Raw genomic sequence first — 16,794 nt, forward strand, 5'->3', positions numbered from 1 at the left:
TGCCCGCTTCACGATCCTCGGCGTACCACGCCTGAGGCACCCGACTCGATCCGGGCGGTTCAGGGGCACCCACCGGCACGACTGGGCCGATCGGCCCTAGTGCATCCGGCCCTCGCACGTAATGATCGTGGTCACGGGCGGTCTGCAGTCCGCCCTTCCGGCCGACGAGGGGTCGAGATGACCGAGCCGCGCACCTTCAGCGAGGAGCACCCGATCCGGGTCTTCCTGCTCGACGACCACGAGGTCGTGCGCCGCGGCCTGGCCGACCTGCTGGACGCCGAACCCGACATCTCGGTGGTCGGGGACGCCGAGAACGTCGAGCACGCGCTCGCCCGAGGCCCGGCCCTCCGCCCCGACGTCGCCGTCCTCGACGTACGCCTGCCGGACGGCGACGGCATCACCGTCTGCCGCGAACTGCGCAGCCGTATGCCCGAGCTGGCCTGTCTGATGCTGACCTCGTTCGACGACGAGGAGGCCCTGCTCGACGCGATCATGGCCGGGGCCTCCGGCTATGTCCTCAAGCAGATCAAGGGCTCCGACCTGATCTCGGCGGTACGCACGGTCGCCTCCGGGCGGTCCATGCTCGACCCGGAGACCACGGCCCGGCTGATGCGCTCGCTGCGTGCCGACCCGTCCGAGGAACCAGCCATCGCTCCCGAGCTGGCGAGCCTGTCGCCGCGCGAGCGGGAGATTCTCGCCCTGATCGGGGAGGGGCTCACCAACCGCGAGATCGGCATGAAGCTCTACCTGTCCGAGAAGACCGTCAAGAACCACATCTCCCGGCTCCTGGCCAAGCTCGGCGTCCAGCGACGGGTTCAGGCCGCGGTCCTCGCGTCGCATTTGGAGCACCCCGGGACGAGCGAGCACCCGTCAAAATGAGCCGGGGCCGCTGACAGCCACAGTCATCCTCGGGCCGACCGCACCGGCACCCGCCACACCACCCGGGTGCCGCCTCCCTCCGGGCGCTCACCGAGCCGGAGGTCGCCGCCGAGGGCGACGGCCCGCTCCTCCATGTTCCGCAGGCCGCTGCGGACGGCACCTTCCGGTATCCCGCGGCCGTCATCGGTCACCGTGAGCGTCAACTCGCCCTGGGCGCATCTCAGGCGCACGTCCACGGAGCGGGCCCCGGAGTGCCGGGCCACGTTGCTCAGCGCCTCGCCGAGTACCGCGAGCGTGTGATCAGCGACGTCGCCCGGTACATCCGTGTCGACCAGCCCCTCGATGCGCACCGCCGGAGCGAAGCCCAGAGCCGAGGCCGCCGCCGTCACCGCGTCCGAGACCCGGCCACGCAGGCCGCTGCCTTCCCTCGCCCCGCCGTGGGGCCGCAGCCCGAAAATCGTGGACCGGATGATCTTGATGGTCTCGTCCAGATCGTCCACGGTCCGCGACAACCGCTCCACAGCCTCCGGATGGTCGATGAAACGCTGGGTGCTCTGCAGCGTCATCCCGGCCGCGAACAGTCGCTGGATGGCGAGATCGTGCAGGTCGCGGGCGATGCGGTCACGGTCCCGCAGTAGCGCGATCTGCTCGGCGTCCCGGCGCCGCTCGGCCAGTTCCAGTGCCAGCGCCGCCTGCCCGGCGAAGCCGAGCAGGGGGAGCGTGTCGGCGTCCGTGAACGGCGTACGTCCCGCCGCGCGCCCCAGCAGCAACACACCGCCGGCTTTGCCTCCGGCCTCCAGCGGCACACCGACCACGGGACCGAGCCCGGCCCACTGCGCAGCGTCTCCGCTGCTCCGCGAGTCCCGTTGGATGTCGGCGCTCACCGCCGGCTCCGCCGTGGTGAGGACGGCGGCCACGAATCCGTCCGTGCCGGAGATCACCAGGCCGCTGCGCCGCTCCGCGTCCAGCCCGACGGCGAGCAGCGGCCGCAATGCGTTCTCCTCGGGCACGCGCTCGGCGATCATCCCGGCATCGGCGTCGGCGATCTGACGCGCCTGCTCCACGATCAGTTCGAGGACATCCGTGCTCGGCGCACCCGACAGCAGGGCACGCGTGACCTCGGAGCTCGCTCCCAGCCACCGCTCGCGCAGCCGCGTCTCCTCGTACAGGCGGGCGTTCTCGATGGCCACGCCGGCTGCCACCGCGAGGGTGGCGAGCACCGACTCGTCCTCGGCGTCGAATTTCTCCGCGCTGCGCTTCTCCGTGAGGTAGAGGTTGCCGAACACCTGGTCACGCACCCGGATGGGCACGCCCAGGAAGGAGTGCATCGGAGGGTGGTGCGACGGGAAGCCGTACGAGGCCGGGTGCTCGGAGATCTCCGTCAGACGCAGCGGCTCGGGGTGCCGGATCAGCTCGCCCAGGATGCCGTGCCCGCTGGGCAGGTCGCCGATCCTGGCCCGCTGCTCGTCGCTGATACCGACGGTGTGGAACTCGGAGAGCGTGCGGTCGTCGGCGATGACTCCCAGGGCCCCGTACTCGGCGTCCACGAGCACCACGGCCGCCTCGACGATACGCCTGAGCACCTGCGGCAGATCCAGCTCCCGGCCGACGGAAAGCACTGCCTCCAGCAGGCTGTGCACACGATCCTGGGTGCCCCGCGCCGCGTCGATCCGCGCCTGCAGCTCGTCCAGCAGTTCGTCCAGCCGCAGCTTGGGCAGGTGCTGCTCGGATCGACCGGGCCGTTCCCCGCTCATCGTCGCCTCCGACCGGCTCACGCGGACGCACCCGGATCAGGCGCCTTCCTTCCCTCACGATAGTGCGTGGTGCCCTGTTGGACGGCTTCCGCCTCCCCTGCGCCACGGGCCCGAAGGTCCCCTGCGCTGGGGCCGACCAGCCCAGGGCAGGAGCAGGAGAAACGACGTGGAGATCATCGCGTACGGAGCTCTCGCCGACGAGAGACCGCTCCTGCGGGAAGCTTTCGACCAGGCCTTCGGCGGCCACCATGAGCTGCGCTGCCTGAAGCTGTTCCTCAACCGGGACACCGCTCCCCAGCAGTCGGCCACGAGGTCGTGCCAGCGGGCCACCGGCTACAACAACATCGCCCTGGCCGCAGCCCGCGAACACGGGCCCTGGCTCTCACAGTCAACCGGCGCATCGTCCGTGCCGCGCACCGCACCCGCGAGTTCGATTTCCGCCTCGACGGCCTCATGGGCCGCGACCTGAATGGCCGCACCGCGGGCGTCGTGGGCACGGGCGAGATCGGCACGGTGTTCGCCGAGAACCCCGACTGCGTGGCCCTCGGCATGGAGTACGTCCCCAAGGAGCGGCTGTTCGCCGACTCGAGCCGAGGCGGCCTGGTCGACACGGACGCCCTGCCGGCCACCCTGCGCGCCGGCCGACTCAGCGGGGTGGGCCTGGACGTGTACGAGGAGGAAGCCGGAATGTTCTTCCTGGTCAAGTCCCTGGAAGTGATGACCGACGAACGTCTGGCCCGGCTGATGACCTTCCTCACGACGCTTCACCTGCGGACTCCCATCGCCGTGTCCTCTTGGCCACGCGGTGGACATCGCCAGTGGGAAAAGGACACGGGATCTGGAAACCTACAAACGGTCAGCCGCCGTACGCGCCCGAGGCCGTCAGACGCAGCGCCGTGTCGATCAGCGGCACGTGGCTGAACGCCTGCGGGAAGTTGCCCACCTGGCGCTGGAGGTGCGGGTCCCACTCCTCGGCCAGCAGGCCGAGGTCGTTGCGCAGGGCCAGGAGCTTCTCGAACAGCTTGCGGGCCTCGTCCACGCGGCCGATCATCGCCAGGTCGTCGGCCATCCAGAACGAGCAGGCGAGGAACGCGCCCTCGTCGCCGGGCAGACCGTCGACGCCCGCGTTGTCGCCCTCCGTCGGGTAGCGCAGGATGAAGCCGTCCGGCGTGGACAGCTCCCGCTGGATCGCCTCGATGGTGCCGATGACGCGCTTGTCGTCCGGCGGCAGGAAGCCCATCTGCGGGATCAGCAGCAGCGAGGCGTCCAGCTCCTTCGAGCCGTACGACTGCGTGAAGGTGTTGCGCTCCTTGTCGTACCCCTTCTCGCACACGTCCCGGTGGATGTCGTCGCGCAGTTCCCGCCACCGCTCCAGCGGGCCGTCGGCGTCGCCGGACTCGATGAGCTTGATCGTGCGGTCGACCGCGACCCAGGCCATCACCTTGGAGTGCACGAAGTGGCGGCGCGGGCCGCGCACCTCCCAGATGCCCTCGTCCGGCTCCTGCCAGTGGCCTTCCAGGTAGCGGATCAGCTTGAGCTGGAGCAGCGAGGCGTAGTCGTTGCGTGCGAGGCCCGTCATATGGGCCAGGTGCAGGGCCTCGGTGACCTCGCCGTACACGTCCAGCTGGAGCTGGTGGGCGGCGCCGTTGCCGACCCGGACCGGGCCGGAGTTCTCGTAGCCCGGCAGCCAGTCCAGCTCCGCCTCGCCCAGCTCGCGCTCGCCCGCGATGCCGTACATGATCTGCAGGTTCTCCGGGTCGCCCGCCACCGCCCGCAGCAGCCACTCGCGCCAGGCGCGGGCCTCCTCGCGGTAGCCGGTGCGCAGCAGCGAGGACAGGGTGATCGCCGCGTCGCGCAGCCAGGTGTAGCGGTAGTCCCAGTTGCGGACACCGCCGATGTCCTCCGGCAGGGAGGTGGTGGGCGCGGCGACGATGCCGCCGGTCGGGGCGTACGTCAGGGCCTTCAGCGTGATCAGCGAGCGGATCACGGCCTCGCGGTAGGGACCGTGGTACGTACAGTGATCGACCCAGTCGCGCCAGAAGTCCTCCGTCGCCTCCAGCGACTGCTCCGGCTCGGGCAGCGGCGGCGGCTCCTTGTGCGAGGGCTGCCAGGAGATCGTGAACGCGATCCGGTCACCGGGGGCGACCGTGAAATCCGCGTAGGTCGTCAGAGACTTGCCGTAGGTCTCGGCGGATGTGTCGAACCACACGGAGTCGGGGCCCGCCACGGCCACCGTGCGCCCGTCGTGCTTGTGCACCCACGGCACCACCCGGCCGTAGGAGAACCGCATCCGGAGCTCCGAGCGCATCGGCACACGGCCGGAGACGCCCTCCACGATCCGGATGAGCTGCGGGGCGCCGTCACGCGGCGGCATGAAGTCGGTCACCCGGACCGTGCCCCGCTGGGTGTCCCACTCGGACTCCAGGACCAGCGAGTCACCGCGGTAGCTGCGCCGGGCGGCGGTGGGTGGCTGCTGGTCGGAGGCGTACGCGGGGCCGAGCCGCCAGAAGCCGTGCTCCTCGGTGCCCAGCAGGCCGGCGAAGATGGCGTGCGAGTCGAAGCGGGGCAGGCACAGCCAGTCGACCGTCCCGTCCCGGCAGACCAGGGCAGCGGTCTGCATGTCTCCGATGAGTGCGTAGTCTTCGATGCGCCCGGCCACGTGCAACTCCAGTCGAACGGCCACGTCACCCCACGAGGGGGCTGTCGCTAGTGCGGTCAAGGGGGGTTTCAGCAAGTCTTGCAATGCGTCGTTGAGCGATGAAGCAAAACAGGTCACTCAGCCGTGACGCAAAGCGCCCATTGTTGCTCAACGAACTGACGAGCTCACGTTGTTCCGGCGCTCACAGGCGGTGGGTGGTGCCGTTGGGCCGGGCGGGCTCGGCAGCGAGTGTCCGAGCAGGATACGACGCACGCTGATGATCTGTGTGCCGCTCCGGGCAAGCCAGGTACGCCGAACGAGTGAGCAGCGGGTGAGAGACCGGTAACGGCGATCGCCTCCGTGTCGGCGTGTGCGCGGAGCGTGGCCGGAAGCCATCGCCCCGAGGCGCTGATACGCTGGTAGCCCGTGGACCGGTGGGCCAGTAAACCCCCGAACCGCAGCGACGGCCACCCCCGGAGAAGCCTCCGGCAGGCAGCCGCACCGCACCCCCAGACCGCGACCACGGGAGCCCCGTCTTGGCCATGCCGCCCGCCGCTTTTCGTAATTCGACGACCAAGCACATCTTCGTCACCGGGGGTGTCGCCTCCTCGCTCGGCAAGGGCCTGACGGCCTCCAGCCTCGGCATGCTGCTCAAGGCCCGCGGTCTGCGCGTCGTGATGCAGAAGCTCGACCCGTACCTGAACGTGGACCCGGGCACGATGAACCCCTTCCAGCACGGTGAGGTGTTCGTCACCAACGACGGCGCCGAGACCGACCTGGACATCGGCCACTACGAGCGCTTCCTCGACCGCGACCTCGACGGCTCCGCCAACGTCACCACCGGTCAGGTGTACAACACCGTGATCGCCAAGGAGCGGCGCGGCGAGTACCTGGGTGACACCGTGCAGGTCATCCCGCACATCACCAACGAGATCAAGCACCGCATCCGCCGCATGGCGACGGACGAGGTCGATGTCGTGATCACCGAGGTCGGCGGCACGGTCGGCGACATCGAGTCGCTGCCGTTCCTGGAGACCGTCCGCCAGGTCCGGCACGAGGTCGGCCGTGACAACGTCTTCGTCGTCCATATCTCGCTCCTGCCCTACATCGGCCCCTCGGGTGAGTTGAAGACGAAGCCCACCCAGCACTCGGTTGCGGCCCTGCGCAACATCGGTATCCAGCCGGACGCGATCGTGCTGCGCTGCGACCGCGAGGTGCCCACCGCGATCAAGCGGAAGATCTCGCTGATGTGCGACGTCGACGAGGCCGCCGTCGTCGCCTGCCCCGACGCCCGCTCGATCTACGACATCCCGAAGACCGTGCACGGCGAGGGCCTGGACGCCTACGTCGTCCGCAAGCTGGACCTGCCGTTCCGGGACGTCGACTGGACCACCTGGGACGACCTGCTCGACCGCGTCCACAAGCCCGACCACGAGATCACCCTCGCCCTGGTCGGCAAGTACATCGACCTGCCCGACGCCTATCTGTCGGTCACCGAGGCGCTGCGGGCCGGCGGCTTCGCCAACCGTGCCCGCGTGAAGATCAAGTGGGTCACCTCCGACGACTGCAAGACCCCGGCCGGTGCGGCCCAGCAGCTCGGCGACGTCGACGGTGTCTGCATCCCCGGCGGCTTCGGCGACCGCGGTGTGCTCGGCAAGGTCGGCGCGATCAAGTACGCCCGCGAGAACAAGATCCCGCTGCTCGGCCTCTGTCTCGGCCTGCAGTGCATCGTGATCGAGGCCGCGCGCAACCTGGTCGACATCCCGGACGCCAACTCCACCGAGTTCGACCCGGCCACCGGCCACCCCGTCATCTCCACCATGGCCGAGCAGCTCGACATCGTCGCCGGTGACGGCGACATGGGCGGCACCATGCGACTGGGCATGTACCCGGCCAAGCTGGCCGAGGGCTCGATCGTGCGCGAGGTGTACGACGGCAAGGAGTACGTCGAGGAGCGGCACCGTCACCGGTACGAGGTGAACAACTCCTACCGGGCCGAGCTGGAGAAGAAGGCGGGTATCCAGTTCTCCGGCACCTCCCCGGACGGCAAGCTCGTCGAGTACGTCGAGTACCCGCGCGACGTCCATCCGTACCTGGTCGCCACCCAGGCACACCCGGAGCTGCGCTCGCGCCCGACGCGTCCGCATCCGCTGTTCGCCGGGCTCGTCAAGGCCTCGGTCGAGCGGAAGACTTCGAAGTAACACACCAGTTGTACGGTGGCCGGGGTGCATCCCTTCAAAGGGTGTGCACCCCGGTTTCTTTTCAGCAGGTCGGGTCGGGTACGTGGAAGGACAGGCATGACGATCAAGGACACCCCGGAGGAGTGGGAGGTCCGGGCGACGGACACCCCCTTCGTCGGCAACAAGACCTCCGTCCGCACCGACGACGTGGTCATGCCCGACGGCACCGTGGTCGGCCGTGACTACCAGGTCCACCCCGGCTCCGTGGCCGTCCTCGCCCTCGACGAGGCCGACCGCGTCCTGGTCCTGCGCCAGTACCGCCACCCCGTGCGCCACAAGCTGTGGGAGATCCCGGCCGGTCTGCTCGACGTCCCCGGCGAGAACCCGCTGCACGCCGCGCAGCGGGAGCTGTACGAGGAGGCGCACGTCAAGGCCGAGGACTGGCGGGTGCTGACCGACGTCTACACCACCCCCGGCGGCTGCGACGAGGCCGTACGGATCTTCCTCGCCCGTGATCTGTCCGAGGCCGAGGGCGAGCGCTTCGCGGTCGAGGAGGAAGAGGCCGACATGGAACTCGACCGGGTCCCGGTCGAGGACCTCGTGCGGGGCGTGCTTGCCGGCGAACTGCACAACAACTGCCTCGTGGTGGGCGTCCTGTCCCTGGTCGCCGCCCGCGCGGGCAGCGGCCTGGACGCGCTGCGCCCCGCCCAGGCGCCGTGGCCGGCACGGCCGTTCGAGGCGTGAGCGCAAGGGGCCGGGCGGGGGCGTGAAGGGGCTTGAAATCGCCCTCCTCCGCCGCTCTGTCCCCCTCCGCCCTGCCCCTCCGAGCCCCCGCAAGCCCCTCCAAGGTGTGAAGATCGGCTGATCCGATCGGGGGATGTGACTGCCGTGCCCGTCGCGCTCCACCCGGAACGTTGCAGAGCGTGAACTAGGCTCTGAGGCACGCCCGAACCGGATTCCCGGCGGGCTTGCGTGCGTGGGACGGGAGTGTGGCCCGTGACGGATCAGGTCGTGGAGACAAGCGACGTGCGGCTGACCGGACACGCGGCCGGCGAGAGTCGGTTCCTGGGCCGCACACGGGAGTTGAAGGAACTGCGCGCCGACATCGAGCGCGCCGGACTGGACACCCTCGCCGGCCGCAAACCCCCACGCGCGCGGGTGCTGCTCATCGCCGGCCGGCCCGGCTCGGGACGCACCGCACTCGCCGAGGAACTCGCACAGCAGGTCGCGGACCGTTACCCGGACGGGGTGCTGCGCGCCCGTCTGACCGACCCCGACGGCACCCCCGTACCCGTCGAGCGCGCGGCCCGCGACCTGCTCGCCGCCCTGGACCGGGAAGCCCCGGCCGGGGCCTGCGGCGACGACCTCACCGACTCGCTGCGCGGCGCCCTGGCCGACCGCCGCGCCCTGCTCCTGCTGGACGACGCGGCCGACGCCGAGCAGGTCGACGCGCTGCTGCCCGACACCCCGGACTGCCTGGTGGTCGCGGTCTCCGAGGGTCCGCTGACCGGCATCTCGGACGTCCGCCCCTGCACCCTGGGCGGCCTGGACGCCAAGTCCGGGGTGGAGCTGCTGTCCCGGCACACCGGCTCGGTCCGCATCACCGTCGACCCCCGGGCCGCCGAGGGACTCGCCGAGGAGTGCCAGGGGCAGCCCGCCGCGCTGATGCTCGCGGGCGGCTGGCTCGCGGCCCGCCCCAAGGCGGCCGTCCTGGACCTGGCGAAGCAACTGCGGACCGACCCCGCCGAGGGAACCGCCCTGAGCCGGGTCTTCCGCCTCGCCTACGACGCCCTGCCCGCCTCCGCCGCGAGGATGCTGCGCCTGCTCGCCCTCGCCCCGGCCGGACTGGTCGACCCGCAGGCCGCCTCCGCGCTCGTCGGCTGCTCGGTCGACAGCGCCCGCACCACCCTGGACGACTGCGTCGCCCTCGGCTTCCTGCACGCGGTGGACTCGCCGCTGCCGCAGTACGAGGTCCCCGGCTGCCTCCACCCGCTGCTCCGTGTCCTCGCCCGGCACCACGAGCGCCCGGCCGACCTCCAGGTGGCCCGTGCCCGGATGCTGGAGCGGACCGTACGGCTGCTCCAGGTCTGCCGTGCCATCACCGAGACCGACAGCCCCCAGGCACGCCAGAAGCTCCTCGACCTGCCGCGTGCCCTGCGCTTTCCCACTCCCAGGGCGGCCGCCGACTGGCTGCGCCTGACCCGGCCCGCCCTGCTGGCCTCGGCCCGGCTCGCGGTCGGCGACGGGGAGCTGGACACCCTGGCCCGGCGGCTGATGGCCCAGCTGGTGCGGGCGATGGTGGCGCATGTCGGGACCCGGGCGGCCGCTCCCGACCTCTACGAGATCCACAGCCTGGTCCTCGAGGTGGCCGAGCGCCGCGAGCTGCCCCGCGAGCGGGCCGCCGCCCTGCTCAACCTCGGCGATCTCGACGCCCGGAGCGGCCGTACGGCCGACGCGCTGGTGCGCTACCGGGCCGCGCTGGACGCCGGACGCGAGATCGACGACCCGTACGCGGCCGGACGTGCCATGGAATCCGTAGGCGGCGCGCACCTGGAGCTCGGCGACTACGACCGGGCCGCCGACTGGTTCGGCCGGGCCCTGGTCGAGCGGCTCGCCCGGGACGAGCGCGCCGACGCCGCCCGGCTGTACGGGCGGATCGCCGCCGCCCACACCTTCGCGGGCCGCTACGGCGAGGCCCTGCGGAACTGGCGCGCGGCGATCTCCGGGCACCGCAAGCTCGGTGACGTGGCCGCCCAGGCGCGGGCCCTGAGCGAACTGGCGCGGGTCCAGGAGTACGCGGGCCGCCCCGACGAGTCGCTGCGCACCTGCCGGGAGGCCGTGGAATGGGCGCGGCGGGCCGAGGACACACGGTTGCAGGCCGCGCTGCATCTGCGGGTCGCCGACACCCTCGAACACCTCGGTGACCCCGCGTCGGCCGGGCTGCACCGGGGCGCGGCCGAGCGGCTCCTCGGAGAGGTAAACCAGGAAGATGACGCTGACGCCTGCGAAATCCGTACCGCATCCGCTGAAGATTGATGCAATGAAAGGCTAGACAGCGGGAACACCTTCATTAGACTGGCTCTGCCGCACGTTCTCCTGCGGTCTCTCCCGGTGTGCCCGAGCGCGGCCGGGTATGCCTAGTAATGCCCCCATACCCTCTGAGCCAAGGACCGTGATCGACGTGAAGGTCGGCATCCCCCGCGAGGTCAAGAACAACGAGTTCCGGGTGGCCATCACCCCCGCCGGCGTGCACGAGCTGGTGCGCCATGGCCACCAGGTCGTCATCGAGCGCGGCGCCGGCGCCGGCTCCTCCATCCTGGACGAGGAGTACGTCCTCGCCGGTGCCCAGATCCTGGGCACCGCCGACGAGGTGTGGGCCGCCGCCGACCTGCTGCTGAAGGTCAAGGAGCCCATCGCCGAGGAGTACCACCGCCTCCGCAAGGACCAGACGCTCTTCACCTACCTGCACCTGGCCGCCTCCAAGGAGTGCACGGACGCCCTCCTGGAGTCCGGCACCACGGCGATCGCGTACGAGACGGTCGAGCTGCCCAGCCGCGCGCTCCCGCTGCTCGCCCCGATGTCCGAGGTCGCGGGCCGGCTGGCCCCGCAGGTCGGCGCCTACCACCTGATGCGCGCCAACGGCGGCCGGGGCGTGCTGCCCGGCGGCGTCCCCGGCGTGCTGGCCGGCCGGGCCGTCGTCATCGGCGGCGGTGTCTCGGGCTGGCAGGCCGCCCAGATCGCCATCGGCCTGGGCTTCCACGTGACCCTGCTCGACAAGGACGTCAACAAGCTCCGCGAGGCGGACAAGATCTTCGGCACGAAGATCCAGACCGTCGTCTCGAACACCTTCGAGCTGGAGAAGGCCTGCCTGGAGGCCGACCTCGTCATCGGTGCCGTGCTGATCCCCGGCGCCAAGGCCCCGAAGCTGGTCACCAACGAGCTCGTCTCGCGGATGAAGCCCGGAAGTGTCCTTGTCGACATCGCGATCGACCAGGGCGGCTGCTTCGAGGACTCCCGCCCGACCACCCACGCCGAGCCGACCTTCCCGGTCCACGAGTCGGTCTTCTACTGCGTCGCCAACATGCCCGGCGCGGTGCCCAACACCTCCACCTACGCGCTGACCAACGCCACGCTGCCGTACATCGTGGAGCTCGCGAACCACGGCTGGGCCCAGGCGCTGCGCCGCGACCCGGCGCTGGCCCGGGGTCTCAACACGCATGACGGCAAGGTCGTTTACCGCGAGGTCGCCGAGGCCCACGGCGTCGAGCACGTGGAGCTGGCCTCGCTGCTGGTCTGAGTCCGACGGCCGGTAAATCGGCTAAGTCATCAACCCGTAAAGGCGATACGTCAACACAGGCCGTCAACGCCGCGCACCCGGCCGGACCTTGCCCGACAAGGTCCGGCCGGATGTGTGTATGGTCACTTCGCGCTTCTCGAGCAACTCGCCTCGAACGTAACCCTTCAACCGATTCGCACACCGGTGAAACCTGCCGTGCGACGGCCGTACGCCCTTGACAGCGGGATGTTTCATTGCCGACACATCGGGCCGGGTCCGGCGGATTGTGTTGCTGCGGACGCCCGACACGCCATAGAGTCGCCAACCGTCGGCATGGTGCCACGCTGACCTGTCTAGAAGTTTCCTGGTCACCAAGGAGGTAAGACGACTTGTGAATGAGTCGACATTTACTCCCGGGGGTGGCCAACCAGGAATGCCTGCACGGGACCAGGAGCCCGCGGGATTCGCGGCTGTCGGCTCCGTCGCTGTGCGCACCTTCGCAGCCCACCAGAGTCAGCAGGCGACTCACACAGCACACCAGAAGATGGATGGCCATCACGTGAACGCCATGGCCGGCGGCGGAAGTGGCGCGCCCCACAACCAACTCGCCGACTACGACGAACTGCCCGAGGGGCACTTCTACGACCCCGACGCGGAGTACGAGCCCGACCCCGAGTACGCAGCCACTCTCGCGCCCGACGCGGCCAGACAGCGCCGGGAGCGCATCGGTCCGACCGGGCGTCCGCTGCCGTACTTCCCGATCCCGGGCCCGCTGGGCGACCACGGTCCCGCGAAGATCATCGCGATGTGCAACCAGAAGGGCGGCGTCGGCAAGACGACGTCGACCATCAACCTGGGTGCCGCGCTCGCGGAGTACGGACGCCGGGTCCTGCTCGTGGACTTCGACCCGCAGGGCGCGCTGTCGGTCGGTCTCGGCGTCAACCCGATGGAACTCGACCTCACCGTCTACAACCTGCTCATGGAGCGGGGCATGGCGGCCGACGAGGTGCTGCTGAAGACGGCGGTCCCCAACATGGACCTGCTGCCCAGCAACATCGACCTGTCGGCGGCCGAGGTCCAGCTGGTCTCCGAGGTCGCCCGCGAGTCGACACTGCAGCGCGCCCTGAAGCCGCTGCTGCCCGACTACGACTTCATCGTCATCGACTGCCAGCCCTCGCTCGGCCTGCTCACGGTCAACGCCCTGACGGCCGCGCACAAGGTGATAGTGCCGCTGGAGTGCGAGTTCTTCGCGCTGCGCGGTGTGGCGCTGCTGACGGAGACCATCGAGAAGGTCCAGGAACGCCTCAACCCGGAGCTGGAGCTCGACGGAATCCTCGCCACGATGTACGACTCGCGCACCGTGCACAGCCGTGAGGTGCTCGCGCGTGTCGTCGAGGCGTTCGACGACCACGTCTACCACACGGTCATCGGGCGCACGGTCCGCTTCCCGGAGACCACGGTCGCCGGTGAGCCGATCACCACCTACGCCTCCAACTCCGTCGGTGCCGCCGCCTATCGCCAGCTCGCCAGGGAGGTGCTCGCCCGGTGTCACGCCGAGTGAGTCTGCCGGGGGCCGACGAACTCTTCCGTACGACAGGGGGGATGGGGCTGCAGTCGTCCTCGCCCAGGCGCCAGGTCAACGGCGACGCCCGGGTGCCCGCTCCGGCGGGTGAGGGCGACGCGGCGGCGGGCGCGGAGGACGCGCCGCAGTCGGTGCCCGCGCAGGGCGGCGACGGCGAGGGCGCCGAGCATGTGGCGGCGGACGCGGAGTCGGCCGACGCCGGGGAGTCCCGCAGCCGCTCCGCGGCCGCGGAGCGCTCCGGCACCGGGCGGCGCCAGGCGGCGCAGGAAGGTTCTGCCGCCGCTGCCGCGGGCGCGGCGCCACGCAAGCGCGGACGGGCGGCCGCGCGCCGCCCCAGCGGCCGTGAGCGGCACGACGAGAAGATCACCGTGTACGTGTCCGCCGAGGAACTCATGGATCTGGAGCACGCCCGTCTCGTGCTCCGGGGCGAGCACGGCCTCGCGGTCGACCGCGGCCGCATCGTCCGCGAGGCGGTCGCCGTGGTCCTCGCCGACCTGGAGACCCGCGGAGACGCCAGCATCCTCGTACGACGCCTGCGCGGGCGGTAACGGTAGCCTGCGGGGGCTATGACCTCGAACGCTTCCCCTCCACCCGCCGACGGCCCGAACGGCCGTCGGCGCGCGTTGGGGCGGGGGCCGGGTGCTCCGCGGGTGGAGCAGGAGTCGCCTCCGCCGTCTGCTGCGGAGGTGTGGCCCGAGGTCGCGCCGCTCGAGCCGGTGGCACCGGCTGAGCCGACAGCGGCGGAGGCCTTGGGGCCGGTGGCCGAGCGGGTGGAGCCCGTTGAGCCGAAGAGGCCCGTTGGCCCGACGGAGGCTGTGGCGCCGACGCCGTCCGTCGAGCCGGTGGCGCCCGTCGAGGCCGCTGTGGGGGCCGAGGCCCCGGGCGACGTCGCCGACGGAGTCTTCAAGGTTCGGCTCGCCAACTTCGAAGGTCCCTTCGATCTGCTGCTGCAGTTGATCTCCCGGCACAAGCTGGACGTCACCGAGGTCGCGCTGTCGAAGGTGACCGACGAGTTCATGGCGTACATCCGGGCGCTGGGGCCGGACTGGGATCTGGACGAGACGACCGAGTTCCTCGTCGTCGCGGCCACCCTGCTCGATCTGAAGGCGGCCCGGCTGCTGCCCGCCGCCGAGGTGGAGGACGAGGGCGATCTGGCGCTGCTGGAAGCCCGGGACCTGCTGTTCGCCCGGCTGCTCCAGTACCGCGCGTACAAGCGGATCGCGGACATCTTCAGCGGACGGCTCGACGACGAGGCCCGGCGCTATCCGCGTACCGTCGGGCTCGAACCGCAGCACGCCGAGCTGCTGCCCGAGGTCGTCATCAGCATCGGGGCCGAAGGGTTCGCCAAGCTCGCCGTGAAGGCGATGCAGCCCAAGCCCAGGCCGCAGGTGTACGTCGACCACATCCACGCCCCTCTGGTCAGCGTGCAGGAGCAGGCCCGGATCGTCGTGGCCCGGCTCAGGGAGCTGGGCGAGGTCGGCTTCCGGGCGCTCATCGAGGACACCGACGACACCCTCACCGTCGTGGCCCGCTTCCTCGCACTGCTGGAGCTGTACCGCGAGAAGGCCGTGGAGCTGGAGCAGGAGACCGCGCTGGGCGAGCTGCTCGTGCGGTGGACCGGCGGGGACGGGGACGAGACACCGACCGTCACCGACGAGTTCGACCGGCCGCCCGAGCCGCCGAAGGAGGAGAAACCGGCGTGAGCGAAGAAATCAGCGAGATCCCGGCCGGGCTGCGTACCGTCGCCGACCTCGACCTCAAGCCCGCTCTGGAGGCCGTCCTGATGGTCGTGGACGAGCCCGCGACCGAGGAGCATCTCGCGAAGATCCTCGACCGGCCGCGCCGCCAGATCACGGACGCGCTGCGCGCGCTGGCCGACGAGTACACGGTCCAGGGGCGCGGCTTCGAGCTGCGGTTCGTCGCGAACGGCTGGCGTTTCTACACCCGTGCCGAGTACGCGCCCGCCGTCGAGCGCTTCGTCCTGGACGGCCAGCAGGCCCGCCTCACCCAGGCCGCCCTGGAGACCCTGGCCGTCGTCGCGTACCGGCAGCCGGTCAGCCGCAGCCGGGTCTCGGCCGTGCGCGGAGTCAACTGCGACGGCGTCATGCGGACCCTCCTGCAACGGGGTCTGGTCGAGGAGGCGGGCACGGAACCCGAAACAGGTGCGATCCTGTACACGACGACGAACTACTTCCTGGAGCGGATGGGCCTGCGCGGTCTGGACGAGCTCCCGGAGCTCGCGCCCTTCCTCCCGGAGGCGGAGGCGATCGAGGCCGAGACCCAGGAGGGCGTACCGTCGTTCGACCCGGACGCGCCTGATGACGACGTGCCGGGCCGCCCGGTGAACCCGGGTACCGACGACGAAGACGACCAGACGGAACTTTGATGCGAAGCAGCGGCAGGAACGGCGGAAACGGCGGACGCGGCAATCACCGCGGCGCCGGCAACAACAGGGATGACAAGCAGGGGCAGAGCCGCCCCAGCAAGCCCCGCCCCGAGGAGCGCCGCTACGACGTGGGCCCCGGGGCGACGAAGGACGGGCCCAAGTCCGGGCGCGGCGGTGCGGCGCGCGGCGGTGCCAAGGGCGGTCCCAAGCAGCCCCAGCAGCGTGGGCGTACGGCTCCGGCGCGCCCTCGTGAGTACGACGCGCAGATCGAGGAGCGCAACCGCGACCGGTACGCCGGGAAGAAGGACGTCAAGATCCCCAAGACCTTCCCGGGCGCCGAGCAGGAGGGCGAGCGGCTCCAGAAGGTCCTCGCGCGCGCGGGCTTCGGCTCCCGGCGCGCCTGTGAGGAGCTGATCGAGGAAGCCCGGGTCGAGATCAACGGCGAGATCGTCCTGGAGCAGGGTCGGCGCGTCGACCCGGAGAAGGACGAGATCAAGGTCGACGGGCTGACCGTCGCCACCCAGCGCTTCCAGTTCTTCTCGCTGAACAAGCCCGCCGGTGTCGTGTCGACGATGGAGGACCCGGAGGGCCGGCAGTGCCTCGGTGACTACGTCACCAACCGCGAGACCCGGCTCTTCCACGTCGGCCGGCTCGACACCGAGACCGAGGGTGTCATCCTGCTCACCAACCACGGCGAGCTGGCGCACCGGCTGACCCACCCGAAGTACGGCGTGAAGAAGACCTACCTCGCGCACATCGTCGGCCCCATCCCGCGCGACCTGGGCAAGCAGCTCAAGGACGGCATCCAGCTGGAGGACGGCTACGCGCGCGCGGACCACTTCCGGGTCGTCCAGCAGACCGGCAAGAACTACCTCGTCGAGGTCACCCTCCACGAGGGCCGCAAGCACATCGTGCGCCGGATGCTCGCGGAGGCCGGTTTCCCGGTCGACAAGCTGGTGCGGGTCGCCTTCGGGCCGATCACCCTGGGCGACCAGAAGTCGGGCTGGCTGCGGCGGTTGTCCAACACGGAGGTCGGCATGCTGATGCAGGAAGTCGATCTCTAGGCTGGTGCGGACACTCCGCACGCCGTGAGTTCCCC

The 16,794-nt window shown here is 70.6% G+C and carries 12 protein-coding genes and 1 pseudogene; 11 read left to right on the top strand and 2 right to left on the bottom strand.

Annotation, left to right across the window (positions count from 1 at the left end; all coding sequences use genetic code 11):
- Nucleotides 1–177: 177 nt before the first annotated feature.
- The gene (locus ACFT4A_RS21955) at nucleotides 178–879 is read left to right on the top strand and encodes a response regulator (RefSeq protein ID WP_382832574.1); all 702 of its coding nucleotides are present in this window, start codon (nucleotides 178–180) and stop codon (nucleotides 877–879) included.
- Between the two features lie 23 nt (nucleotides 880–902).
- Here the strand turns inward: ACFT4A_RS21955 and ACFT4A_RS21960 are convergent, their stop codons facing one another.
- Nucleotides 903–2,633: a GAF domain-containing protein gene (locus ACFT4A_RS21960; protein WP_382832576.1), complete on the bottom strand. Its 1,731-nt coding sequence runs from the start codon at nucleotides 2,631–2,633 to the stop codon at nucleotides 903–905.
- Nucleotides 2,634–2,799: 166 nt separating this feature from the next.
- Between ACFT4A_RS21960 and ACFT4A_RS21965 the strand changes: the two are divergent.
- Nucleotides 2,800–3,398 (top strand): annotated as a pseudogene (locus tag ACFT4A_RS21965) (NAD(P)-dependent oxidoreductase); the annotation flags it as partial.
- Between the two features lie 91 nt (nucleotides 3,399–3,489).
- Here ACFT4A_RS21965 and ACFT4A_RS21970 read toward each other — a convergent pair.
- A complete protein-coding gene (locus ACFT4A_RS21970; protein WP_382832577.1) occupies nucleotides 3,490–5,292 on the bottom strand; it encodes a glycoside hydrolase family 15 protein in 1,803 nt (600 codons plus the stop codon).
- 521 nt (nucleotides 5,293–5,813) lie between these two features.
- On the opposite strand from ACFT4A_RS21970, the gene ACFT4A_RS21975 reads away from it, so the two are divergent.
- From ACFT4A_RS21975 to ACFT4A_RS22015, 9 genes are all read left to right on the top strand, one after another.
- Nucleotides 5,814–7,472: a CTP synthase gene (locus ACFT4A_RS21975; protein WP_382832741.1), complete on the top strand. Its 1,659-nt coding sequence runs from the start codon at nucleotides 5,814–5,816 to the stop codon at nucleotides 7,470–7,472.
- 96 nt (nucleotides 7,473–7,568) lie between these two features.
- Entirely contained in the window at nucleotides 7,569–8,195 is a 627-nt protein-coding gene (locus ACFT4A_RS21980) for an NUDIX domain-containing protein (protein ID WP_382832579.1), read from the top strand.
- 252 nt (nucleotides 8,196–8,447) lie between these two features.
- Entirely contained in the window at nucleotides 8,448–10,487 is a 2,040-nt protein-coding gene (locus ACFT4A_RS21985) for a tetratricopeptide repeat protein (protein ID WP_382832580.1), read from the top strand.
- A gap of 136 nt (nucleotides 10,488–10,623) precedes the next feature.
- Nucleotides 10,624–11,748, top strand: a complete 1,125-nt coding sequence (gene ald, locus ACFT4A_RS21990; protein WP_382832581.1) for an alanine dehydrogenase — start codon at nucleotides 10,624–10,626, stop codon at nucleotides 11,746–11,748.
- Nucleotides 11,749–12,160: 412 nt separating this feature from the next.
- Nucleotides 12,161–13,288: a ParA family protein gene (locus ACFT4A_RS21995; protein WP_215122371.1), complete on the top strand. Its 1,128-nt coding sequence runs from the start codon at nucleotides 12,161–12,163 to the stop codon at nucleotides 13,286–13,288.
- The gene (locus tag ACFT4A_RS22000) at nucleotides 13,273–13,857 is read left to right on the top strand and encodes a hypothetical protein (protein WP_382832584.1); all 585 of its coding nucleotides are present in this window, start codon (nucleotides 13,273–13,275) and stop codon (nucleotides 13,855–13,857) included. The genes ACFT4A_RS21995 and ACFT4A_RS22000 overlap by 16 nt, the downstream gene beginning before the upstream one ends.
- Nucleotides 13,858–13,875: 18 nt before the next feature.
- The gene (locus ACFT4A_RS22005) at nucleotides 13,876–15,012 is read left to right on the top strand and encodes a segregation/condensation protein A (RefSeq protein WP_382832585.1); all 1,137 of its coding nucleotides are present in this window, start codon (nucleotides 13,876–13,878) and stop codon (nucleotides 15,010–15,012) included.
- On the top strand, nucleotides 15,009–15,695 hold the full coding sequence (scpB, locus tag ACFT4A_RS22010; protein WP_382832587.1) for an SMC-Scp complex subunit ScpB: 687 nt from the start codon (nucleotides 15,009–15,011) through the stop codon (nucleotides 15,693–15,695). Before ACFT4A_RS22005 ends, scpB begins: the two co-directional genes overlap by 4 nt.
- On the top strand, nucleotides 15,695–16,759 hold the full coding sequence (locus ACFT4A_RS22015; protein WP_382832589.1) for a pseudouridine synthase: 1,065 nt from the start codon (nucleotides 15,695–15,697) through the stop codon (nucleotides 16,757–16,759). The genes scpB and ACFT4A_RS22015 overlap by 1 nt, the downstream gene beginning before the upstream one ends.
- The last annotated feature ends 35 nt before the right edge of the window (nucleotides 16,760–16,794 follow it).

Source organism: Streptomyces sp. NPDC057099 (genome assembly GCF_042671245.1).
GTDB lineage: Bacteria > Actinomycetota > Actinomycetes > Streptomycetales > Streptomycetaceae > Streptomyces > Streptomyces purpurascens.